We start from the raw sequence: 19,665 nt of genomic DNA on the forward strand, positions 1-19,665 counted from the left end.
AAATCATCAAGACACAAAAAAGCCGCGAAACACCGGGGCTGCGCAGCCCCCACCCCATGCCATTCCACAGACTTATCCACAGCGCATGTGGATAAGACCGCGACCCCATTCAAATCAGCAGCTTGTGGTGCACACCTCACCGAATGGGCAGCACTGTGCGGCAAGTGGCCCAACGGTCGCACCGGGCGGGGAGAGGGCCTGCGACGGGCCTCTGCGGCGCGCTGGACGCCGCCGCTACACTCGCCGCATGCCGCTCACGACCCTGCAGGTGGCCCTGCCCCGGCCCCTGCCCGCCCCGTTCGACTACCTGCCCGACGACGGCCGTGAGGCGGACACGGGCTGGATCGGCTGCCGGGTGCGCGTGCCCTTCGGGCGCGGCAGTGCCGTGGGCGTGGTGGTCGGCGTGGGCCCGAGCGGGGCAGCCGAGGCCGCCCTGAAGCCGGTGCTGGAACGCCTCGACGCCCACCCCCTGCTCGACGCCGAGCTGTGGGGCACGCTGGGCTTCGCCAGCCGCTACTACCACGCGCCGTTCGGCGAGGTGTGGGCCACCGCCCTGCCCGGCCCCCTGCGCGATGGCGAACCCGTGGTGGACCACCGCGCGTTCGGCTGGCGCCTGACGCCCGCGGGCCGAGCCGGCCTCGAAACCCTGCGCGCCGGTCGCCCCAAGGCGCTGGCCGAGGCCTGGGCGGCCACCGGCGACGCCCCGTGGCCCGAAGCGCGACTCGACCTCGAACACCCGGGATGGCGCGATGCGGCCCGCCGCCTCGCCGAGCGCGGCGCCGCCGAGCGCGTGCCCATGCCGTCCGCGATGCGGACGATCGGCGTCGGCCTCACGCTCAATGACGCGCAGGCCGGGGCGGTCGCGGCGATCACCGGCGCCCGCGGTTTCGCACCCTTCCTGCTCGACGGCGTCACCGGCTCGGGCAAGACCGAGGTCTACCTCGAGGCCATCCGCCATGCCTTGGCGCAGGGGAAGCAGGCGCTGCTGCTGGTACCGGAAATCGGCCTCACCGCGCAGACCATCGCCCGGCTCCAGCGCGGCCTTCCGGTCGAGGTGCACGCGATGCACTCCGGCCTCGCGGACGGCGCCCGCGCCCGGGCTTGGGCGGCGATGCGCAGCGGCGAGGGCCGCGTGCTCGTCGGCACCCGCTCGGCGGTGTTCTGCCCGCTGCCCGAGGCCGGGCTGATCCTCGTCGACGAGGAGCACGACGCCAGCTACAAGCAGCAGGACGGCATCCGCTACCACGCCCGCGACCTCGCGCTCTGGCGCGGCCAGGCCTGCGGCGTGCCGGTGGTGCTGGGCAGCGCCACGCCCGCCCTCGAAACGCAGCGCCAGGCCCTGTCCCGGCGGCTCACACGGCTGGTGCTTCCCGCGCGGGCGCGGGCCGGGGCACGGGCGCCGTCGGTGCGCGTGCTCGATGTGCGCAAGCGCAAGCTCGAAGCCGGCCTCGCGCCGGAACTGCTGGACGCGATCGAAAAGACGCTGGAACGCGGCGAGCAGGTGCTGGTGTTCCGCAACCGCCGCGGCTACGCCCCGGTGCTGCTGTGCCACGACTGCGGCTGGAGCGCGCCCTGCAAGCGCTGCGACGCGCCGCTCACCGTGCACGGCGTGGGTCGAAGGCTCATCTGCCACCACTGCGGTTTCCGCGCGCCGAAGCCCGACGCCTGCCCCGACTGCGGCAGCCTCGCCCTGCAGCCGCAGGGCCAGGGCACCGAACGCGTGGAGGAGGCGCTGGCCGCGCGCTTCCCCGAAGCTCGCATCGTCCGCGTCGACCGCGACACCACGGCGGTGAAGGACGGCCTCGCAAAGCGGCTGGCCGAACTCGGCGACGGCCCCGGCATCTTCGTGGGCACGCAGATGCTGGCGAAGGGCCACGACCTGCCCCTGCTCACGCTGTCCGCCGTCGTTTCGATGGACGAGGGCCTGTTCTCCGCCGACTTCCGCGCCGGCGAGCGGCTCGGCCAGCTGCTGGTGCAGGTGGCGGGACGCGCCGGGCGCAGCGAGCGCCCCGGCGAAGTGATGCTGCAGACCCACCATCCCGAGCACCCGTGGCTGGCCCTGCTGCTCTCCGGCGGCTACGCGGCGCTGTCGGCCGCCCTGTTGGCGGAACGCGAAGCCGCCGCACTTCCGCCGTTCGCGCATTGGGCGCTGCTGCGCGCCGAGGCGAACGACGCCACGGACGCGGAGGCCTTCCTCACCGCCGCACGCGGCCATCTGCTCGTTGCGGCCGGTGACGGCCAGCGCGTGCCGGGCCTAGAGTGGGCCGGGCCGGTACCCGCGCCGATGCCGCGCCGCGCCGGACGCGCCCGCTTCCAGCTGCTGCTGCGCTCCGACGAGCGTCGCGTCTTGCAGGCCGCGCTGGGCGCGGCGGCTTCCGGTTGGTACGCGCTGCCGGAGGCCCGCCGCGTGCGCTGGTCGATCGACGTCGATCCGATCGACCTCTACTGACGTCCGCGAACGACCTCCAAAACGCGACGACCGGCGCGAGGCCGGTCGTCGGGTGTTACGAAGGGGGAACGCCAGCCGTCAGGGCTGCAGGGCCTGCAGCTGTTTCATCGTGGCGGCGTCCACCTCGAGAGTCTCGCCGCTCGGCAGGGTCAAGGTGGCCGACTTGAAGGCCTGCGTCGCCTGGTCCGTCTCGATGACGAGGCGGCCTTCGCCTTTCTCGCCGGTGATGTTGAAGATCATGACGCTCTGGCCGGCCTGGCTGGCTTCCATCATGGCGCCGAAGTCCATCCCTGCTTCGGTTACGGCACCGAAGTGTTCCTGCACGGCGGGGACCTGCGAGACGATTTCCTTGCCACCCGCGGAAACCGCTTTCGCGCCGAAGTAGAACATCGCCGCGATGGCGAGCCCGCCGACGACGAGGAGCGTGAGGCAGCCGCCGAGGAACCACGGCCAAAGCTTGCGCTTCTTCTCGGGGGCGGCGGGCGGCGGCGGAAAGGGGGTGCTCATGGGTTCGTTCCTTGTGGGGGTGGGGAAAGGCCGGACGATGCTAGCAGCCCGAAACGACGACGGCGCCCGAAGGCGCCGTCGTTAGGTTGCCCGGCCGGTGGCCGCGGGCTCAGGCCAGCAGCAGGCCGCGCAGCTTCTTCAGGGCGTTGGCTTCGATCTGACGCACGCGCTCGGCCGACACGCCGTACTCGACGGCGAGGTCCTGCAGGGTGGCCTTCTCTTCGGCGAGGAAGCGGCGCTGCAGGATGGCGCGCGAGCGGGCGTCGAGGCTGTCGAGGCCCTCGCCCAGCGCGTCGAGCTGCTTCTCTTCGTGGTTCTCGCGCTCGAACAGCGCGGCCGGGTCGGCGTCCCCCTGTTCGAGGTAGGCGATCGGCGCCGGCGGCGCGTGGTCGTCGTCCTCACCGGCGGGGGCGTCGAAGCCGATGTCGCGGCCCGACAGGCGCGCTTCCATTTCCAGCACTTCGCGCTTCGAGACGTTGAGGTCCTTGGCCACGGCGGTGACCTCAGCATCGTTCATCCAACCAAGGCGGGTCTTGCTCTTGCGCAGATTGAAGAACAGCTTGCGCTGCGCCTTGGTGGTGGCGACCTTCACGATGCGCCAGTTCTTCAGGATGAACTCGTGGATCTCGGCGCGGATCCAGTGCACGGCGAAGCTGACGAGGCGCACGCCCTGGTCGGGGTCGAAGCGCTTCACCGCCTTCATCAGGCCGATGTTGCCTTCCTGCACGAGGTCGCCGACGCCGAGGCCGTAGCCCTGGTAGCCGCGGGCCACGTGGACGACGAAGCGCAGGTGCGAGACGACGAGGGCCTTGGCGGCCTCGAGGTCCCCCTCGTCGCGGAGGCGGCGGGCGAGCGCCTGCTCGTCCTCGACGCTGAGCACGGGGATCTGGTGGACGGCCGCCACATAGGCCTCCAGCGAGCCGAGCGCGCTGGGGATGGGGTAGTTGGCGGTAATCAAGGTCGTGGTCATTCCTGCGTCCCTCGGGGGGTCCTGGGGGCAATTTAGCACTCGCCTGCTACGAGTGCTAAGACCCCGGAAAGTTCCACAGCGTTCCACCGGCAGCAGCAATCCCCTCGTCTCATCCGACCTTGCGACCAGCCCTCGCCCGCCAGCGCAGGGCCCGCGCATACTGGGGCGACCGCCCGGGCAGGCGGCCATCCGGACGAGGACGCATGCCGAAGAAAGCCGCCACGAAGGGCAAGGGCCCTCTTCAGATGAGCGACCTCGCGAAGATCGCAGGGGTCTCGGAGTCGACGGTCTCCCGCGCGCTGGCCGACCACCCGACGGTAGCCCAGGCCACCCGGGTGAGGATCAAGGCCCTGGCCAGCGAGCTCGGCTACCGGATCAACCCCATCGCGCGCAGCCTGCGCGCGGGGCGTTCCGGCGTTATCGCCGTCGTGGTGCCGCTGCAGCACGACCGCAGCGGGCACCTCACGGACCCGTTCATGATGACGATGCTGACCTACCTCGCCGACGAGCTGACCAGCCGCGGCTACAGCATGCTGCTCTCGAAGGCCGTGCAGGAATCCGGCGCGTGGCTCGACGCGACGCTGGCGCAGTCGATCGCCGAGGGGCTGGTGATCATCGGCCAGAGCCATGAACACGAGGCGATCAACGCCGCCGCCGAGCGCGGCGCGCCGCTGGTGGCCTGGGGCGCGCAGATGCCCGGCCAGGCCTACCCGTGCGTCGGATCGGACAACCACGCCGGCGGGCTGATCGCCACCCGGCACCTGATCCGGCAGGGCCGCCGCCGCATCGCCTTCCTCGGCGACGAGCGGCTGCCGGAAGTGGCGCAACGCTACGCCGGCTACTGCGAAGCGCTGGCGACGGCGGGCATCGACGACGACCCGCGACGGCACCTGCGCGCGCCTTTCGACCCGGACGAGGCTTACCGCGCCTTCCGAGGCCTGCTCGCTCAGGACATCCCCCTGGACGGCGTGGTCGCGGCCTCGGACGTGATCGCGATCAGCGCCATCCGCGCTCTCAATGACCGCGGCATCCGCGTGCCCCAGGACGTCTCGGTGGTGGGCTACGACGATGTGCCGCTGGCGCAGTACACGCACCCGGCGCTGACGACCGTGCGACAGGACCTACAGCGCGGTGCCGAACTGCTCACGCTCTCGCTGATCGAACGGCTCAACGGCGGCGACCCGCGCCCGGCGCCGATCGAGCCGTCGCTGGTCATCCGCGAATCGGCGTGAGTCGGGACGGACGCCGCCCGCGCGGCGTCAGCGGAACACCCAGACGATCGCCGCGGTGAGCACCAGCAGCGCGACGGCCTGCAGCCGGTAGTTCTGCCAGGCCGGCACGCCGGCCAGCGCCCGCGTCTCGGCGCGGAAGAAGTCCGGGGTCCAGAGCATGGCGTCGACGCCGTCCTTCGCCGGGGCGGGGGACAGCAGCGAGACGGTCACCAGAACCACCACGCAGAACACGAACAGCAGCGGGGCGACCAGCAGGAAATGCAGCCCCAACGGCTCGGCGGCGACGACGTTCGTCCAGAAGAGGGCACCACCGCCGACCACGCCGGCCACGATGCAGGCCACGGCGCCGCGGGCGTTCGCCCCGCGCCAGAACAGGCCGACCAGGAACAGCGCGCAGATCGGCGGCACCGCGTAGGCCAACACGGCCTGCAGGTATTGCCACAGCGATTCAAAGCGCGCGATCTGCGGCGCCCACAGCACCGCCAGCACCATGAAGCCCACGGTGGCGAGGCGACCGGTGCGCACCAGCGCGTCGTTATCCATCTGCGGCCGCCACACGCGGATGAAGTCCATCGTCACCAGCGTGGCCGCCGAATTGAAGGTGCTGGCGATGGACGACATGATCGCGGCGAAGAAGCCGGCGATGACGAGGCCGAGCAGGCCCGCCGGCAACAGGTCGAAGACGAGCGTGGGGTAGACCAGGTCGGGCTTGGCCAGCTCGGGGTAGAGCAGGATCGCGCAGGTGCCCGGGAGCACCATCACCCACAGGACGGGTAGCTTCAGCAAGCCGGCGAAGAGCGCGCCCCAGCGGCCGTGGTTCTCGTCCTTGGCCGAAAGCACGCGCTGCACCATGAACTGGTTGGTGCACCAGAAGTAGAAGCCGAGCAGGGGCACGCCGAGGACCAGGCCGGTCCACGGCAGGTGCGGATCGTCGGCAGGTCGGACGAGCGAGAGCTTCTCCGGGTCGACGCTGGCCATCACGTGGTCCCAACCGCCGGCCTTGTCGAAGGCGAACCAGGCGATGACGATGGCCGCGCCGCCAAGGATGATCGCCTGCAGCGTCTCGGTGTAGATCACCGCGCGCAGGCCACCCAGCACCGTGTAGACGCCGGCCGACAGGGCGAGGCCAACGACGATCTGCCACAGCGGCACGTCGGGCAGCACCAGGCTGAGCATCAGCGCGCCGCCATAGAGCGCGCCGGCAGTGTCGACGACGATGTTGAGGAAGATGGTGAGACCGGAGAAATAGGTGCGCGACGCGCGGCTGTAGCGGCGTTCGAGGTACTCGGGAAGCGTGTAGACCTGCGAGCGAAGCAAGAACGGCAGGAAGAACACGCAGAAGAAGGCCAGCACCACGGTGGCCATCCACTCGTAGTTGTAGACCGCGATGCCGGAGGCGAAGGCCGCGCCGGCGAGGCCCACCAGCGTGGTCGACGAGATGTTCGAGGCCAGCAGCGCCGAGCCGATCACCGGCCAGGACATCGAGCGCGAAGCGAGGAAATAGTCCTGGGCGCTCTGCTTGCCGCGGGCGACGAACAAGCCCAGGCCGATGACGACGAGGAAGTAGAGCGCGACGATCGCGTAGTCGATGCCGGCCAGCTGCGGGTTCACGTTGCCCATGTGCGGATCGTACCGGTAGCGCGGGCCCCTCCCCGCCGGCGCACCATGCACCCAGCCAACAACGAATGCAATCGGTTGCTGCGCAGATCCATGCGGCGCCGCACCACGATCACCCAATGAAGGCCGCGAAAATCGAAATCCCTCTAATTAGAAGCACCAAAGGCCAAGCAACCGGAAGAAAATCACCTTCACGTCGAGAGCTTGCAATCGTTTGTTCTCGAGCGTATCCATAGCCCACCAGCGGCCGCCGCTGGCGAAACCATCATGCCGTTCCTGGGAGGGGAGGCCATGCACCACACACCACGCACACCCAATCGCCGCGCGCTCGCGGCCGCCATTGCCCTGCTGCTCGCCGCGCCCTTCGCCGCTGCGCAGGCACCTGCCGCGTCGCCCGGGCCCGACGACGAAACGCCGACGCCCCAGAGCCTCGACGCGATCATCGTCACCGGCACGCCGGCGGCGCAGACCAAGCTCGAATCAAGCTTCTCGATCTCGACCATCGGCGTCGAACGGATCGAGCAGTCGGCGCCGCGCTCGACGGCGGAGATCTTCCGCAACATCCCCGGCGTCCGCTCCGAGAGCACCGGTGGCGAAGGCAACGCCAACATCGCCGTGCGCGGCCTGCCGGTCGCGGCCGGTGGCGCGAAGTTCCTGCAACTGCAGGAAGACGGCTTGCCGGTGCTGGAGTTCGGCGACATCGCCTTCGGCAACGCCGACATCTTCCTGCGCGCCGACTGGAGCCTCGATCGCATCGAAGCGCTTCGCGGCGGCTCGGCCTCGACCTTCGCCAGCAGTTCGCCCGGCGGCATCATCAACTTCGTCAGCAACACGGGCGAGGTGCAGGGCGGCGCGATCGGCCTCACCGCCGGCCTCGACTACGACAGCTTCCGCACCGACTTCCGCTACGGCGGGCCGATCAACGACCAGTGGCGCTTCCACGTGGCCGGCTTCTACCGCCGCGGCGATGGCGTGCGCGACCCCGGTTACACCGCGGAAGAAGGCGGCCAGATCAAGGCCAACCTGACCCGCGAGCACGACGGTGGCTTCCTGCGCTTCCACCTGAAGCTGCTCGACGACCGCGCCATCGGCTACCTGCCGATGCCGGTCCGCGTCACCGGCACGAACCGCAACCCGCGCTTCTCGGGCTTCCCGGGCTTCGATCCGGGCCGCGACACGCCGCACAGCCCGAACTTCCTCACCGACATCGGCCTGGATGGCAACAACCAGCGCCGCCGCACCGACATCGCCGACGGCATGCGGCCGAAGTCGACGGCTTTCGGCCTCGAGTTCCAGCACGCCTTCGACAACGGCTGGACGCTGGACAACCGCTTCCGCTACGCCGACACCGACGGCCGCTTCGTCTCGCCGTTCCCGGCCGAGGTGGACGATGGCGCCGACATCGCCGCCTCGATCGGTGGCGCCGGCGCGCACCTCGTGACCGCGGGCAGCGCGGCGACCAGCCCGGCGTACACGGGCCTCGCGATCCGCGAGCATCTGTTCAACACCGAGATCAACGATTTCGGCAACTACGCCAACAACCTGCAGCTGTCGAGGGCCTTCGACACCGCCGGCGGCACGCTCGACCTCGCCGGCGGCTGGTACCGCTCGCGCCAGAACATCGACATGGACTGGGTCTGGAACAGCTACGTGCTGGCGCTGGACGGCAACGACGCGCGCCTGCTCGACGTCATCAGCGCCACGGGCCAGCGGCTCTCGACGAACGGCCTCTACGCCTACGGCGTGCCGTTCTGGGGCAACTGCTGCACGCGCAGCTACAACACGAAGTACGTCATCGACGCGCCCTACCTCTCGCTGGCCTGGTCCAACGACGGCCTGAGCGTGGACGCCAGCGTCCGCCGCGACAATGGCGAGGCGACGGGCAACTACGCGGGTTCGGTGCAGGTCGCCAACCTCGACGTCAACGGCAACGGCAGCATCGAGCCGAACGAGCGCAGCGTCTCGACCATCAACAACGCCGCGGTGTCTCCGGTGAACTACGACTGGGGCTACACCTCGTGGTCGGTCGGCGCGAACTGGCTGGCCAGCGACGACCTCGCCTACTTCGCCCGCGCCAGCCGCGGCGGCCGCGCCAACGCCGACCGCCTGCTGTTCGGCGTGGTGCGCGCGGACGGCTCGGTGCGCTCGGAAGACGCCGTCGATCTCGTCGACCAGGTCGAAGCCGGCGTGAAGTGGCGCTGGGACGGCCTCGACCTCTACCTCACCGCGTTCCGCGCGGAGACCGAGGAGCAGAACTTCGAGGCCACCAATCAGCGCTTCCTCAACCGCACGTACATCGCCAAGGGCATCGAGATCGAGGGCGCGTGGCGCTCGGGCGCGTTCTCGCTGAACGGTGGCGCCACATGGACCGATGCGGAGATCTCCCGCGACCAGATCAGCCCGGCGAACGTGGGTAACACGCCGCGCCGCCAGGCCGATTGGGTCTACCAGGTGACGCCGGCCTATGCGTTCGAGCGCTGGACGATCGGCGCCAACGTGATCGGCACGACCGACAGCTACGCGCAGGACAACAACGCGCTGGTGATGCCGGGCTTCGTGCAGACCAACCTGTTCGCCGACTGGCGGGTAACCGATGCGCTGACGCTGACGCTGAACGTCAACAACGTCTTCGACGAGTTCGGCATCACCGAGTCGGAAGAAGGCGCGATCGTCGACAACGCGGCCAACATCATCCGCGCGCGCTCGATCCCGGGGCGTTCGACGGCGCTGTCCCTGCGTTACGACTTCTGACGTGATGCTGCACATGCGGACTGGCACCGCCAACGCCTCCACCGGGCCCACGCCGGACCCCGGCTGGGCCGCGCGGCAGGCACGCTTCGGCCCGCGGCTCGAAGCGGCCCTGGCCTCGGTGTATGGCGCCCTCGATCCCGCGTGGTACGCGCGCCTGGTCGACGACATCGCGGAACGCGCGGCGGCTCGCCCCGCCGCGCTCCGTGCCCTCGATGCCGACGCGCCAAGGGCGTGGCTGACCGATCCGGAAACGATCGGCTATTGCACCTACGTCGACCGCTTCGGCGGCACGCTGGCCGGGGTGGCGCGGCGCGCCGACCACCTCGAGGCGCTGGGCGTGCGCTATCTGCACCTGCTGCCCTTCCTCGCCATGCGCGAGGGCGACAGCGACGGCGGCTTCGCCGTGCGCGACTACGGCGATGTCGAACCGCGCCTCGGCACGATGGCCGACCTCGAAGCGCTCGCCGCCACCTTGCGCCCGCGCGGCATCCACCTGTGCGCGGACTTCGTGCTCAACCACTGCTCGGACGACCACGCGTGGGCGAAGGCCGCTCGCGCCGGCGATCCGTTCTACCACGCGTTCTTCCACGTGCTGCCCGACGAAGCGGCGGTCGCGCGTCACGAGGCACACCTCGGCCAGGTGTTCCCGCGCACGGCGCCGGGAAACTTCACCTTCGTCTCCGGTCTGGGCCACGTGTGGACGACGTTCTATCCCTACCAGTGGGACCTAAACTGGTCGAACCCGGAGGTCTTCCGCGCCATGGCGCTGGCCCTGCTGGATCTCGCCAACCGCGGCGTCGAGTGCTTCCGCCTCGACTCCACCGCCTTCCTGTGGAAACGCGAAGGCACGCCGTGCATGAACCTGCCGGAGGCACACCAGCTGCTGCAGGCCCTGCGCGCCGTCGTCGACCTCGCGATGCCTTCGGTGGTGCTGAAGGCGGAGGCGATCGTGCCGATGCGCGAGCTGCCGCCCTACTTCGGAACCGCCGGGGCGCCCGAGTGCCACATCGCCTACCAGAGCTCGCTGATGGCCGCGGGCTGGGCGGGGCTGGCGCTGGGCCGCGCCGACCTGGTCGCCAACGTGCTGAAACGCACGCCGACGCTGCCGGACGACGCCACATGGCTGCATTACGTGCGCTGCCACGACGACATCGTGTGGCCCGTGCTGGATGACGAGGCGGCCGGCCGCAGCGGCGTGCCGAGCTTCGACCTCGCGGCGCTCTCGCGCCACTACGCCGGCGACGCGCCGGGCAGCACCGCGCGCGGCGAGGCCTTCCAGAGCGATGGCGGCCACGCCCACGGCAGCAACGGCATGGCCAGCGCCCTTGCCGGGCTGGACTGGGCCCACGAACACGACGACGAGGCCGAGCGCGAGCGGGCACTGCGACGCGTCCTGCTGCTCTACGGGATCGCGATGGTGCTGCCAGGCATCCCGCTCATCTACATGGGCGACGAACTCGCCCAAGGCAACGACGAAAGCTTCCGCGCCGATCCCGAGCGCCGCCACGAAGGCCGCTGGCTGCACCGCCCCGCCCTCGACAACGCGGCCGCAGCGCAGCGGCATGACCCGACGAGCGACGCGGGCCGCGTGTTCGGCGCACTGCGCGGCATGCGGCAAGCGCGCGCCATGGTGCCGGCGCTGGCCGACCGCGCGGTCGATGCCGGCGCGCACGGCCCCGTGCTCACGCTGGCGCGCGGTACCGGACTGTTTGCCGCCTTCAACCTGGGCGGCGACGGCGCCACCGTGACGCTGCCGGGCGGCCGTTGGCGGCGACTCGCGATCGACGGTTGTGCGCCAGCCAACGACGATGCCGCGGTCGGAGACGTTCATCTCTCGGCCTACGATCAGGGCTGGTGGGTGCCCGCATGAGTGCGGCCGATCCGGTTCGTATCGCCGCCATCGAAGCTGGTGGCACGAAGGTGGTCGTCGCACTCTGCGACGCCGACGGCGCACCGCTCGAGCAGGCGCGGATCGCCACCCGCGATCCGCAAACCACGCTCGCCGAGGTGCGTGATTTCCTCGAAGCCGCGCAGCTTCGCCATGGCACCGCGCACGCCTGCGGCGTCGCCAGCTTCGGCCCGCTCACGCTCGATCCGCACGCCGCCGACTACGCGCATTTGCGCCGCACGCCAAAGGCAGGCTGGGGCGGCACCGACCTGCGCGCGATGTTGCCCGTCAATCTGCGCGCCGCGCCCTTCGCCATCGACACCGACGTCAATGCCGCGGCGCTTGCCGAGCAGCGCCACGGCGCCGGCCGCGGCCTCGCGTCCTTGGCGTACATCACCGTCGGCACCGGCATCGGGGTCGGCCTCATCCTCGACGGCCGCCCGGTGCACGGCCTCCTGCATCCCGAAGCGGGCCACCTGTGGCCGCGTCGCGCGGAAGACGATGCGTTCCCCGGCCTCTGCCCGTTCCACGCCGACTGCTTCGAGGGCTTGGCCAGCGGGCCCGCCATCGAGGCACGCTGGGGCGCCACGCTCGACGCGCTGCCACCCGACCATCGCGCCTTCGATCTGCAGGCCGACTACCTCGGCCAACTGGCGGCACAGGTCGTCCTGCTCGCCGCGCCGGAGCGCCTGGTGTTCGGCGGCGGCGTGATGGCGCAGCAAGCACTGTTCACGCGGCTGCGGGCGCGTGCGCAGCACTGGCTGGGCGGTTATGTGGACAGCCCCCTGCTGTCGCGCGACGACTTCATCGTGGCGCCGGCGCTGGGCACGGCCTCCGGGGTACTCGGTGCGTTCGAGCTCGGCCGCGACGCCCTACGGGCAGGCACCGAAGGCTGAGCGCCGCCCCGCCTCAGGCCGGCGGCAGCGACCAGTCGATGGGGGCCGAACCCAAGCCCTGCAGCCAACGGTTGGCCTTGCCGAAATGGCCGCAGCCGAGGAAGCCGCGATGGGCGGACAAGGGCGACGGATGCGGCGCCTTCAGCACGCAATGGCGCTGCCGGTCGATCAGTTCGCCTTTCTTCTGCGCGTAGCTGCCCCAGAGCAGGAACACCAGGCCTTCGCGCTCGCGGGAGAGCGCGCCGATGATCGCGTCGGTGAAGCCTTCCCAGCCCTTGCCGGCGTGGCTGCCGGCGCGCCCTTCCTCGACGCTGAGCACCGCGTTCAACAGCAGCACGCCCTGCGCCGCCCAATGCTGCAGGCAGCCGTGGCGCGGCATCGGCAGCCCGAGGTCGCGCTCGATCTCCTTGAAGATGTTGAGCAGCGACGGCGGGATGGCGATGCCGGGCGGCACCGAGAAGCTCAGGCCGTGCGCCTGCCCGGGCCCGTGGTACGGGTCCTGGCCGAGGATGACCACGCGCACCGCGTCGAACGGCACGGCGTCCAGCGCGGCGAACATCTGCCGGCCCGGCGGATGCACGCGCTTGCCCGCGGCCTTCTCCGCACGCAGGAAGGCGGCGAGCGCCTGCATGTCGGGGCGCTCGAAGTAGGCCCCGAGGTGCACCGCCCAACCGGGATGCAAGGCGGCCGCCATCGCTCCGGCCTCAGCGCTTGGCGTTGCGCAGGCTGCCGGTGACCTTGCTGCCGTCCTGCGTGGCGAGCATGCAGACCACTTCCTGGTCGCCATTCGCCCAGCTTTCCGGCGTCGGCTCGAGCGTGGTGAACACGTACTCGGAGCTGTCGTAGTCGAGGCCAACGTAGGACTCGAACGCGGCCAAGCAGCCGCCTTCGACGGCTTTGTCCATCACGCCGCTTTCCGGGAACGCGCCCCCCGGCAGGTCGAACAGGTGGTAGACCTCGGACAGATGCGGCTTGTCGCAGGCGATCTTCACCGTCTCCGACACTTCGCCCGAGGTGTCGTCGATCAAGCAGTCACCGACCGCAAGGTCGAACACACCCACATCCTCGGTGCCGTCGGCGTTGGGAGCGCCACACGCGGCAAGGGAGAGGGCGATGGCGAAGGGGGCGAGCAGGCGAACGGACATGCGGGGGGCCTTGGTGGTGGGGAAACGGAAAAGGGAGCGGCGCGGACGACGCTGGCCGACCGCCGCCGCTCAGTGCCCGTGGCGCTCGCGCAGCAGACGACCGACGCGCAGCTGGAACAGCAGCTTGGTGATCAACAGGCGCTCCTCGATCGGCTTGAGCACGAGGTCGTTGGCGCCGCTGCGCAGCAGTTCGGTCTGGTTGGCGGGGTTGGCGTCACCGGTCATCACCAGCACAGGCAGCTGGCCCTTCGGGTAGCCGAAATCGTTGCGGATGGACTTCACCAGGTCTTTGCCGGTGAGCTCGCCCTTCAGGTAGACGTCGGTCAGCACCACGTCGCAGCCGGGCACGCGGCCTTGGGTCAGCGCGGATTCCAGCCAGGCGATGGCGTCCTCGACACCACTGCAGTGCATCACCTTCAGGCCGTGCTTCTCGAGCATGCGGCGCGTGGCGACGGCCACGACCTTGCTGTCCTCGACGTAGAGCACTTCGCCGCCGGGTGCGCCTTCCGGCGCGACGTAGCCCTTGATGAAAGCGGCCAGCGCGGTGAAGCCCAGCGATTTGTCGAAGTAGTCGGTGACGTCGTCGGTGATGGAGCGCGTCTCGAGGCGGTCCTGCACGTCGCCGGAGACCACGATGATCGGGATGTAGGCCTGCGGCGTGTGCTCGCGCAGGTAGCGCGCGAGCTCGAGGCCGTCCATGTCGGGTAGCCGCAGCGCCGTGGTGACGAGGTTGATGGCGCCCTGCTGCAGGGCCACCTTCGCCTCGTCGCCGTTCTCGCAGAGGATGATCTCGGCCTGCGGCAACTGCTGGCGCAGCACGCCCTCGATCATCTTGCGCACCACCTTCGAGCCATCGACCACGAGGATGCGTGGCGAGGTGTTGTCGAAGGTGCGGAACGCGGGTGTGCTCATGAGCCGGCCGGGAGCGAAGTCCGCAGATAATGGCCCGCCGCCACCCGCGCGCCAAGCCAGCCCAGCACCGCGGCGCTGGCCAGGACGGCGGCCGCCTCGCCCACGCCGGGGCCGGCCAGCGCGAATCCGCCGGCATAGGTCGCCACCAGCTCGGCCATCGGCGCGCGCAGCAGGGCCCCGATGGCGAACACGCCGGCCAGCGCCAGCGCGCCGGACAGCGCGCCCAGCAGCACGCCGAAATGCAGCAGCGGGCGGCGGATGTCGGCATCGTCGGCGCCGAGCTGCTGCAACAGCGCGATCTCCTCGCGGCGCGTCGCGAGGTCGAGGCGCACGGTGTTGCCGACCACCAGCACCGCGCCTGCGGCCAGCAGCAGGGCCAGCAGGCCCACCGCACGACGGCCCAGCGCCAGCCAGGCGTCGAGGCGCGCGCGCCAAGCGGCGTCGTACTGCACGCTGTCCACGCCGGGCTCGGCCTGCAGGGCCGCGGCCAAGGCCGAAGGGTCGGCAGCCACGTCCTCCCGCGGCGAGACCACCAGCACCCAGGGGAGCGGATTGCCGTCGAGCAGATCGAGCGCGCCCGCGAGGTCGCTCATCTGCCGGAACTCGGCGAGCCCTTCGTCCGGCGTGCGCAGCACCACGCCGGCGACGTCGGGACGGGCGCGCCAGGCCTCGGCGAGGCGGCGCGCGTCGGCCGCGTCGGCTTCCGCGTCGAGGAAGACGCTGATCTCGCGGGCGGCGTCGAGCGTGCCGGCGAAGCGCAAGGCGTTGGCGAGGAACAGGCCGAGGAGCAGGGGCAGCAGCAGGGCCAGCGCGAACACCGCCAGCGTCGCCGCGGTGGCGAGCTTCGCGGCGCGAAGGCGCGCGACGGCATCGGCGAAGGCACGGCGGTGGCTGCGCCCCCACGCCCCGACGCCCGGGCCGCCGTACACCTCGCGACGCGACGCGCTGCGGTTCGCGCTCATGCGGCGAGGTCCTGCGCGGCGATGTCGTCCACCAGCCGCCCGTCGTGCAGCACCAGGGTGCGCTGGCGCGTGCGCTTGATCAGCGCGAGGTCGTGGCTGGCGATCAGCACGGTCGTGCCGCGCTCGGGGAGTTCGAGGAACAAGCCCATGATCTCCGCGGCCAGCTGCGGGTCGAGGTTGCCGGTGGGTTCGTCGGCCACGAGCAGGACCGGCGAACCGACGATGGCGCGGGCGATGCCGACGCGCTGCTGCTCACCGGTGGAGAGCTGCGGCGGCAAGGCAGCGAGACGGTCGCCGAGGCCCACGCGGGCCAGCACCTCGCGCACCCGCGGCAGCACCTCGGCTTCCGGGGCACCGGCGATGCGCAGCGGCAGGGCCACGTTGTCGGCGACGTTCCAGTGCGGCAGCAGGCGGTGGTCCTGGAACACCACGCCGACGCGGCGGCGGTAGCGCGCCACGTCGCGGCCGCGCACGGCGGCGAGGTTGCGGTCTTCCAGCAGCACCGCGCCGCGGTCGGGCCGCTCGGCGAGGTGCAGCAGCTTCAGCAAGGTGCTCTTGCCGGCCCCGCTGTGGCCGGTGACGAACAGCACCTCGCCGGCCTCGACGCCGAAGCTCACGTCCTGCAGGGCGGCACGGCCGCCCGGGTACTGCTTGTGGACCGCGTCGAAGCGCAGCAGGGGCATCGTCAGCCGCCGAACCAGCCCTTCACGCGGGCGGCCATCCGGGCGAAGAAGCTGTCCTTCGACACGCCGACCGGTCCCACGGCAGCGGCTTCGGACGAAGCGCCCTCGGCGCCGCGCTCGCCGCGCGGCTTGCGGCGGCGGCGGCGACGGCGGCGCTCGGCCTCCGCCGGGCTCTCGGCGGCGTTCGGGACGTCCGTTGCCTGCATCGGAACCGCCTCGCCCTCGGGCTTCGGCGCGCGCTCGGGGCGCGGGCCACGCTCGCCTTCCGGACGCGGGGGGCGCGGACCGCGCTCACCCTCGGCACGCGGCGGACGCGGGCCACGGTCGCCTCGGCCGTCATCGCGGCCTTCGCGACGCGGACCGCCGCTGCGGCCACCGCCAGCGCCGCCACGGCCACCGCGGCCGTGCTTGGCGTCCTTCTCGGCCATCTCGGCGCGGGCTTCGCGGAAGATGTCGCTGACGCGCTCGACCGGCTCGGCGCCCTCCGGCAGGGCCTCGCGCTCCGGGCGCGGCAGGGCGGTGAGCAGGTCGGTGGTGACCGCTTCGACCGGGATCTTCTGCTCGATGTACGTCTCGACCGCCGGCAGGTGCTGCGCGTACAGCTCGCAGGCGAAGGTGATGGCATCGCCCTCGGCGCCGAGGCGCGCGGTGCGGCCGATGCGGTGCACGTAGTCCTCGGCCTCGAAGGGCAGGTCGAAGTTGTAGACGTGGCTGACGCCGTCGATGTGCAGTCCGCGGGCGGCCACGTCGGTGGCGACGAGGATCTCGAGCTCGCGGCGCTGGAACTTCGCCAGCAGGCTCTGTCGCTTCTTCTGCGGCACGTCGCCGCTGAGCACGCCGACGAGGTAGCCGCCGCGCTCCAGCGCGCGGCCGACGCGCTCGACCATCGCCTTGGTGTTCACGAACACCATCGTGCGGTTGCCCGGGCTGCGCGAGAGCAGGCCCAGCAGCAGCGGGATCTTCTCGTCGTTGGCCGGGAAGTAGATCTTCTGGCGAACGCGGGCGGCGGTGATCGTCTCCGTCTCGACGACCAGCTTCTCCGGCTCGTTCATGTGCTCGTAGGCGAGCTCCAGCACGCGGTGGCTCAGCGTGGCCGAGAACAGCAGGGTCTGGCGCTCCTCGCGGGCCGGCAGGCGGCGCATCAGGAAGCGCAGGTCCTTGATGAAGCCGAGGTCGAACATGCGGTCGGCCTCGTCGAGGATGCAGACCTCGCAGGCGTGCAGGCTGACGACATGCTGCTTCACGTAGTCGATCAGGCGGCCGGGCGTGGCGATGATCACGTCGGTGCCGGCCTGCAGCAGCTCGCGCTGCTTGTCGTAGTCGACGCCGCCGTAGACCAGCGTGTAGCGCAGGCCGAGGGCCGAGCCGAACTTCAGCGCGTCCTTGTGGATCTGGATGGCGAGTTCGCGGGTCGGGGCGAGGATCAGGGCGCGGGGGTCGCTGTCCTTGCGGTTGGCCAGCGCCGGGCGGGTGAGCAGGCGGTTCACCATGCTCACGAGGAAGGCGAGCGTCTTGCCGGTGCCGGTCTGGGCCTGGCCGGCGACGTCGCCGCCGCGCAGCGTGACCGGGAAGGTCATGGCCTGGATGGGGGTGCAGCGGGAGAACCCGGCTTCCTCGAGGCCGGCCATCAGGGCCGGGTGAAGGTCGAAACTGGACAGGGTGACGTCGGTCAGCGGTTTGTCGCTCATGGGATCCTTGCGTGTGTTCCTTGCGTGGAGCACGTGGTTCGCGGCGCGGCGCGCCTGCGGAGTGAACCGGTTCGGTTCGGTCTTGCGCCCGCTTCACGCGCGGTCGCACACTGCGGCCGCGGGGGCCGGCACCTCGGGGTTGCCAACCGCTCCGAGGGCCCCCAAGTGTACCAGTCATGGCCGCAGCGCCCGCGGCAGCCCATCGAGGACCTCCCATGAGCGACAAGATCTCCCACGTCGGCGATGCCGATTTCTCCACCGCGGTGCTCGGCAGCGACGTCCCCGTGCTGGTCGATTTTTGGGCCGAGTGGTGCGGCCCGTGCAAGGCCATCGCCCCTTTGCTCGACGACGTCGCCAAGGCCTACGACGGCAAGGTCAAGGTGGTGAAGATCAACATCGACGACAACCCGCAGACCCCGCGCCAGTACGCGGTGCGCGGCATCCCGACCCTGATGATGTTCAAGGGCGGCAAGGTCGCCGGCACCCACGTCGGCCTGGCCGGCAAGCCGCAGCTCACCGCCTTCATCGACAAGAGCCTCTGAGGCTCCCCTGCTGAACCGGAGGCCGCCCGAGACTTGCCGGGCGGCCTCTGCCGGGTGTAGTGTCCCGGCGAATTCTGCGGTCGCGACGCCCTTTCCGCGACGCCACCCGCACACCCCTTCCAGCTCATCCCCTGAGCTTTCTCCACTCGCCATCGCGAGAAGTCCCCGTGTCCGAAAACGAGATCGAAGGCGCCGACGCGCCTGCCGAAGCCGCGGAAAAAAAGCCGCGCCGCACCCGCAGCAAAGCCGCTGCCGAAACCCCGGCCGAAAGCCCCGACACCGCGCCTGAAGCGGTCGTCGCACCGCCCACTCCGGCCCCCGAAAGCCCGGCCAGCACGCCGGCCTCCACCAGCGCGGCTGTCCGCGACGTCATCGCCGATGCGATGAACGAAGACGACGACGGCCCGGATGGCGATGATGCCGACGGCGACGGTGACGGCGACGACGGTCAGGACGGCGGCCCCGGCGGCCAGAACGCCGGCGGCACCACCGGCCCCAATGGCGAGCCGCGCATGTCGCGCCGCGAGCGCTTCAAGCAGCGCATGAAAGAGCGCCGCGAGCGCCAGAAGGAGCAGCGCCGCAACGGCGGCGGCGGTTTCCAGAACGACGCCGAGGGCGATGAGGCCGGCGGCCCGCCGCAGGGCGGCCAGGGTCAGGGTCAGTCAAGTGGCGGCCAAGGCCAAAGCCAGGGCCAGGGCGGCAACGACTGGCAGCCGCGCCCGTCCTTCCAGTTCCCGGAAGGCTTCGTGGTGCCCTCGCTCACCGAGATGAAGCGGATGCCGGCGTTCAAGCTGCTCGACCTCGCCGAGCGCCTGAACCAGCATGAGGGCGTCGCCCGCATGCGCAAGCAGGACGTCATCTTCCAGCTGTTGAAGGTGCTGTCGCGCCACCCGAACGGCGTCGCCGCTGACGGCGTGCTCGAGATCCTGCCCGACGGCTACGGCTTCCTGCGCGGCGCCGAGGCGAGCTACCTCGCCGGCCCGGACGACGTCTACATCTCGCCCAGCCAGATCCGCCGCTTCAACCTGCGCACCGGCGACTACATCGCCGGCCGCATCCGCAACCCGAAGGACGGCGAGCGCTACGTCGCGCTCAACCAGCTCGACACCATCAACGGTGAGCCGCTGGAAGCCAGCAAGGGCAAGGTGCTGTTCGAAAACCTGACCCCGCTGTTCCCGCGCGAGCGCTTCAAGCTCGAGCGCGGCAACGGCAGCTCGGAGGACATCACCGGCCGCGTGCTCGACCTGATGGCGCCGATCGGCAAGGGCCAGCGCGCCCTGATCGTCTCGCCGCCGAAGGCCGGCAAGACCATGCTGATGCAGCAGGTCGCCACCGCCATCACCACCAACCATCCGGACGTGCACCTGATCGTGCTGCTCGTCGACGAGCGCCCGGAAGAAGTGACGGAAATGCAGCGCACCGT

At 70.8% G+C, this 19,665-nt stretch carries 16 protein-coding genes; 7 read left to right on the forward strand and 9 right to left on the reverse strand.

The annotated features are described in order from the left end of the window. The first annotated feature begins 247 nt into the window (after positions 1-247). Positions 248-2,449, forward strand: coding sequence for a primosomal protein N' (locus tag ACIQ6S_RS12355; RefSeq protein WP_397608623.1), 2,202 nt, complete (start codon positions 248-250; stop codon positions 2,447-2,449). A gap of 78 nt (positions 2,450-2,527) precedes the next feature. Here ACIQ6S_RS12355 and ACIQ6S_RS12360 read toward each other — a convergent pair whose 3' ends face one another. Next, positions 2,528-2,956: a hypothetical protein gene (locus ACIQ6S_RS12360; RefSeq protein ID WP_397608624.1), complete on the reverse strand. Its 429-nt coding sequence runs from the start codon at positions 2,954-2,956 to the stop codon at positions 2,528-2,530. 109 nt (positions 2,957-3,065) lie between these two features. Next, positions 3,066-3,926 (reverse strand): RNA polymerase sigma factor RpoH, encoded by an 861-nt coding sequence (gene rpoH / locus ACIQ6S_RS12365; RefSeq protein WP_397608625.1) that lies wholly within the window; start codon positions 3,924-3,926, stop codon positions 3,066-3,068. A 203-nt stretch (positions 3,927-4,129) separates the two neighbouring features. Here rpoH and ACIQ6S_RS12370 point away from each other — a divergent pair, with 203 nt between their 5' ends. Next, positions 4,130-5,158: a LacI family DNA-binding transcriptional regulator gene (locus tag ACIQ6S_RS12370; protein WP_397608626.1), complete on the forward strand. Its 1,029-nt coding sequence runs from the start codon at positions 4,130-4,132 to the stop codon at positions 5,156-5,158. A 27-nt stretch (positions 5,159-5,185) separates the two neighbouring features. Here ACIQ6S_RS12370 and ACIQ6S_RS12375 read toward each other — a convergent pair whose 3' ends face one another. Then, positions 5,186-6,778: a sodium:solute symporter gene (locus ACIQ6S_RS12375; protein ID WP_397608627.1), complete on the reverse strand. Its 1,593-nt coding sequence runs from the start codon at positions 6,776-6,778 to the stop codon at positions 5,186-5,188. A 288-nt stretch (positions 6,779-7,066) separates the two neighbouring features. Here ACIQ6S_RS12375 and ACIQ6S_RS12380 point away from each other — a divergent pair, with 288 nt between their 5' ends. The 3 genes from ACIQ6S_RS12380 to ACIQ6S_RS12390 are packed head-to-tail and all read left to right on the forward strand — an operon-like array spanning position 7,067 to position 12,310. After that, positions 7,067-9,526 carry a TonB-dependent receptor gene (locus ACIQ6S_RS12380; RefSeq protein WP_397608628.1) on the forward strand — a complete coding sequence of 820 codons (2,460 nt, stop codon included), beginning with the start codon at positions 7,067-7,069 and terminating at the stop codon, positions 9,524-9,526. A 13-nt stretch (positions 9,527-9,539) separates the two neighbouring features. After that, the gene (locus tag ACIQ6S_RS12385; RefSeq protein ID WP_397608629.1) at positions 9,540-11,396 is read left to right on the forward strand and encodes an alpha-amylase family glycosyl hydrolase; all 1,857 of its coding nucleotides are present in this window, start codon (positions 9,540-9,542) and stop codon (positions 11,394-11,396) included. After that, entirely contained in the window at positions 11,393-12,310 is a 918-nt protein-coding gene (locus tag ACIQ6S_RS12390; RefSeq protein ID WP_397608630.1) for an ROK family protein, read from the forward strand. The genes ACIQ6S_RS12385 and ACIQ6S_RS12390 overlap by 4 nt, the downstream gene beginning before the upstream one ends. Before the next feature lie 13 nt (positions 12,311-12,323). Here the strand turns inward: ACIQ6S_RS12390 and ung are convergent, their stop codons facing one another. The 6 genes from ung to rhlB form a co-directional block, all read right to left on the reverse strand. Beyond that, on the reverse strand, positions 12,324-13,004 hold the full coding sequence (ung, locus tag ACIQ6S_RS12395) for a uracil-DNA glycosylase (RefSeq protein ID WP_397608631.1): 681 nt from the start codon (positions 13,002-13,004) through the stop codon (positions 12,324-12,326). A 10-nt stretch (positions 13,005-13,014) separates the two neighbouring features. Further along, a complete protein-coding gene (locus tag ACIQ6S_RS12400; protein WP_397608632.1) occupies positions 13,015-13,455 on the reverse strand; it encodes a septum formation family protein in 441 nt (146 codons plus the stop codon). A 69-nt stretch (positions 13,456-13,524) separates the two neighbouring features. After that, positions 13,525-14,367, reverse strand: a complete 843-nt coding sequence (locus ACIQ6S_RS12405; protein ID WP_298338165.1) for a response regulator — start codon at positions 14,365-14,367, stop codon at positions 13,525-13,527. Further along, a complete protein-coding gene (locus tag ACIQ6S_RS12410; protein WP_397608633.1) occupies positions 14,364-15,329 on the reverse strand; it encodes a cell division protein FtsX in 966 nt (321 codons plus the stop codon). The genes ACIQ6S_RS12405 and ACIQ6S_RS12410 overlap by 4 nt, the downstream gene beginning before the upstream one ends. Beyond that, positions 15,326-16,012 (reverse strand): cell division ATP-binding protein FtsE, encoded by a 687-nt coding sequence (gene ftsE, locus ACIQ6S_RS12415; protein WP_397608634.1) that lies wholly within the window; start codon positions 16,010-16,012, stop codon positions 15,326-15,328. The genes ACIQ6S_RS12410 and ftsE overlap by 4 nt, the downstream gene beginning before the upstream one ends. A gap of 2 nt (positions 16,013-16,014) precedes the next feature. Next, positions 16,015-17,700 carry an ATP-dependent RNA helicase RhlB gene (gene rhlB / locus ACIQ6S_RS12420; protein ID WP_397608635.1) on the reverse strand — a complete coding sequence of 562 codons (1,686 nt, stop codon included), beginning with the start codon at positions 17,698-17,700 and terminating at the stop codon, positions 16,015-16,017. A 215-nt stretch (positions 17,701-17,915) separates the two neighbouring features. Here rhlB and trxA point away from each other — a divergent pair, with 215 nt between their 5' ends. Together trxA and ACIQ6S_RS12430 are read left to right on the forward strand one after the other, a co-directional pair. After that, positions 17,916-18,242, forward strand: a complete 327-nt coding sequence (gene trxA, locus ACIQ6S_RS12425) for a thioredoxin TrxA (RefSeq protein WP_297865013.1) — start codon at positions 17,916-17,918, stop codon at positions 18,240-18,242. Positions 18,243-18,424: 182 nt separating this feature from the next. Continuing rightward, positions 18,425-19,665: Rho termination factor N-terminal domain-containing protein (locus tag ACIQ6S_RS12430; RefSeq protein ID WP_397608637.1), on the forward strand; the 1,241-nt coding region annotated here is incomplete at its 3' end.

Source organism: Silanimonas sp. (assembly GCF_044377035.1).
Classification (GTDB): Bacteria; Pseudomonadota; Gammaproteobacteria; order Xanthomonadales; family Xanthomonadaceae; genus Silanimonas.

What these genes read in the sequence shown, in the direction of transcription:
- ACIQ6S_RS12400 (WP_397608632.1), bottom strand. Translation starts at nt 13,455, where the DNA reads ATGTCCGTTCGCCTGCTCGCCCCCTTCGCCATCGCCCTCTCCCTTGCC.
- ftsE (WP_397608634.1), bottom strand. Translation starts at nt 16,012, where the DNA reads ATGCCCCTGCTGCGCTTCGACGCGGTCCACAAGCAGTACCCGGGCGGC.
- rhlB (WP_397608635.1), bottom strand. Translation starts at nt 17,700, where the DNA reads ATGAGCGACAAACCGCTGACCGACGTCACCCTGTCCAGTTTCGACCTT.
- ACIQ6S_RS12405 (WP_298338165.1), bottom strand. Translation starts at nt 14,367, where the DNA reads ATGAGCACACCCGCGTTCCGCACCTTCGACAACACCTCGCCACGCATC.
- ung (WP_397608631.1), bottom strand. Translation starts at nt 13,004, where the DNA reads ATGGCGGCCGCCTTGCATCCCGGTTGGGCGGTGCACCTCGGGGCCTAC.
- ACIQ6S_RS12380 (WP_397608628.1), top strand. Translation starts at nt 7,067, where the DNA reads ATGCACCACACACCACGCACACCCAATCGCCGCGCGCTCGCGGCCGCC.
- ACIQ6S_RS12375 (WP_397608627.1), bottom strand. Translation starts at nt 6,778, where the DNA reads ATGGGCAACGTGAACCCGCAGCTGGCCGGCATCGACTACGCGATCGTC.
- ACIQ6S_RS12385 (WP_397608629.1), top strand. Translation starts at nt 9,540, where the DNA reads ATGCGGACTGGCACCGCCAACGCCTCCACCGGGCCCACGCCGGACCCC.
- ACIQ6S_RS12370 (WP_397608626.1), top strand. Translation starts at nt 4,130, where the DNA reads ATGCCGAAGAAAGCCGCCACGAAGGGCAAGGGCCCTCTTCAGATGAGC.
- ACIQ6S_RS12410 (WP_397608633.1), bottom strand. Translation starts at nt 15,329, where the DNA reads ATGAGCGCGAACCGCAGCGCGTCGCGTCGCGAGGTGTACGGCGGCCCG.
- ACIQ6S_RS12390 (WP_397608630.1), top strand. Translation starts at nt 11,393, where the DNA reads ATGAGTGCGGCCGATCCGGTTCGTATCGCCGCCATCGAAGCTGGTGGC.
- ACIQ6S_RS12360 (WP_397608624.1), bottom strand. Translation starts at nt 2,956, where the DNA reads ATGAGCACCCCCTTTCCGCCGCCGCCCGCCGCCCCCGAGAAGAAGCGC.
- rpoH (WP_397608625.1), bottom strand. Translation starts at nt 3,926, where the DNA reads ATGACCACGACCTTGATTACCGCCAACTACCCCATCCCCAGCGCGCTC.
- trxA (WP_297865013.1), top strand. Translation starts at nt 17,916, where the DNA reads ATGAGCGACAAGATCTCCCACGTCGGCGATGCCGATTTCTCCACCGCG.
- ACIQ6S_RS12355 (WP_397608623.1), top strand. Translation starts at nt 248, where the DNA reads ATGCCGCTCACGACCCTGCAGGTGGCCCTGCCCCGGCCCCTGCCCGCC.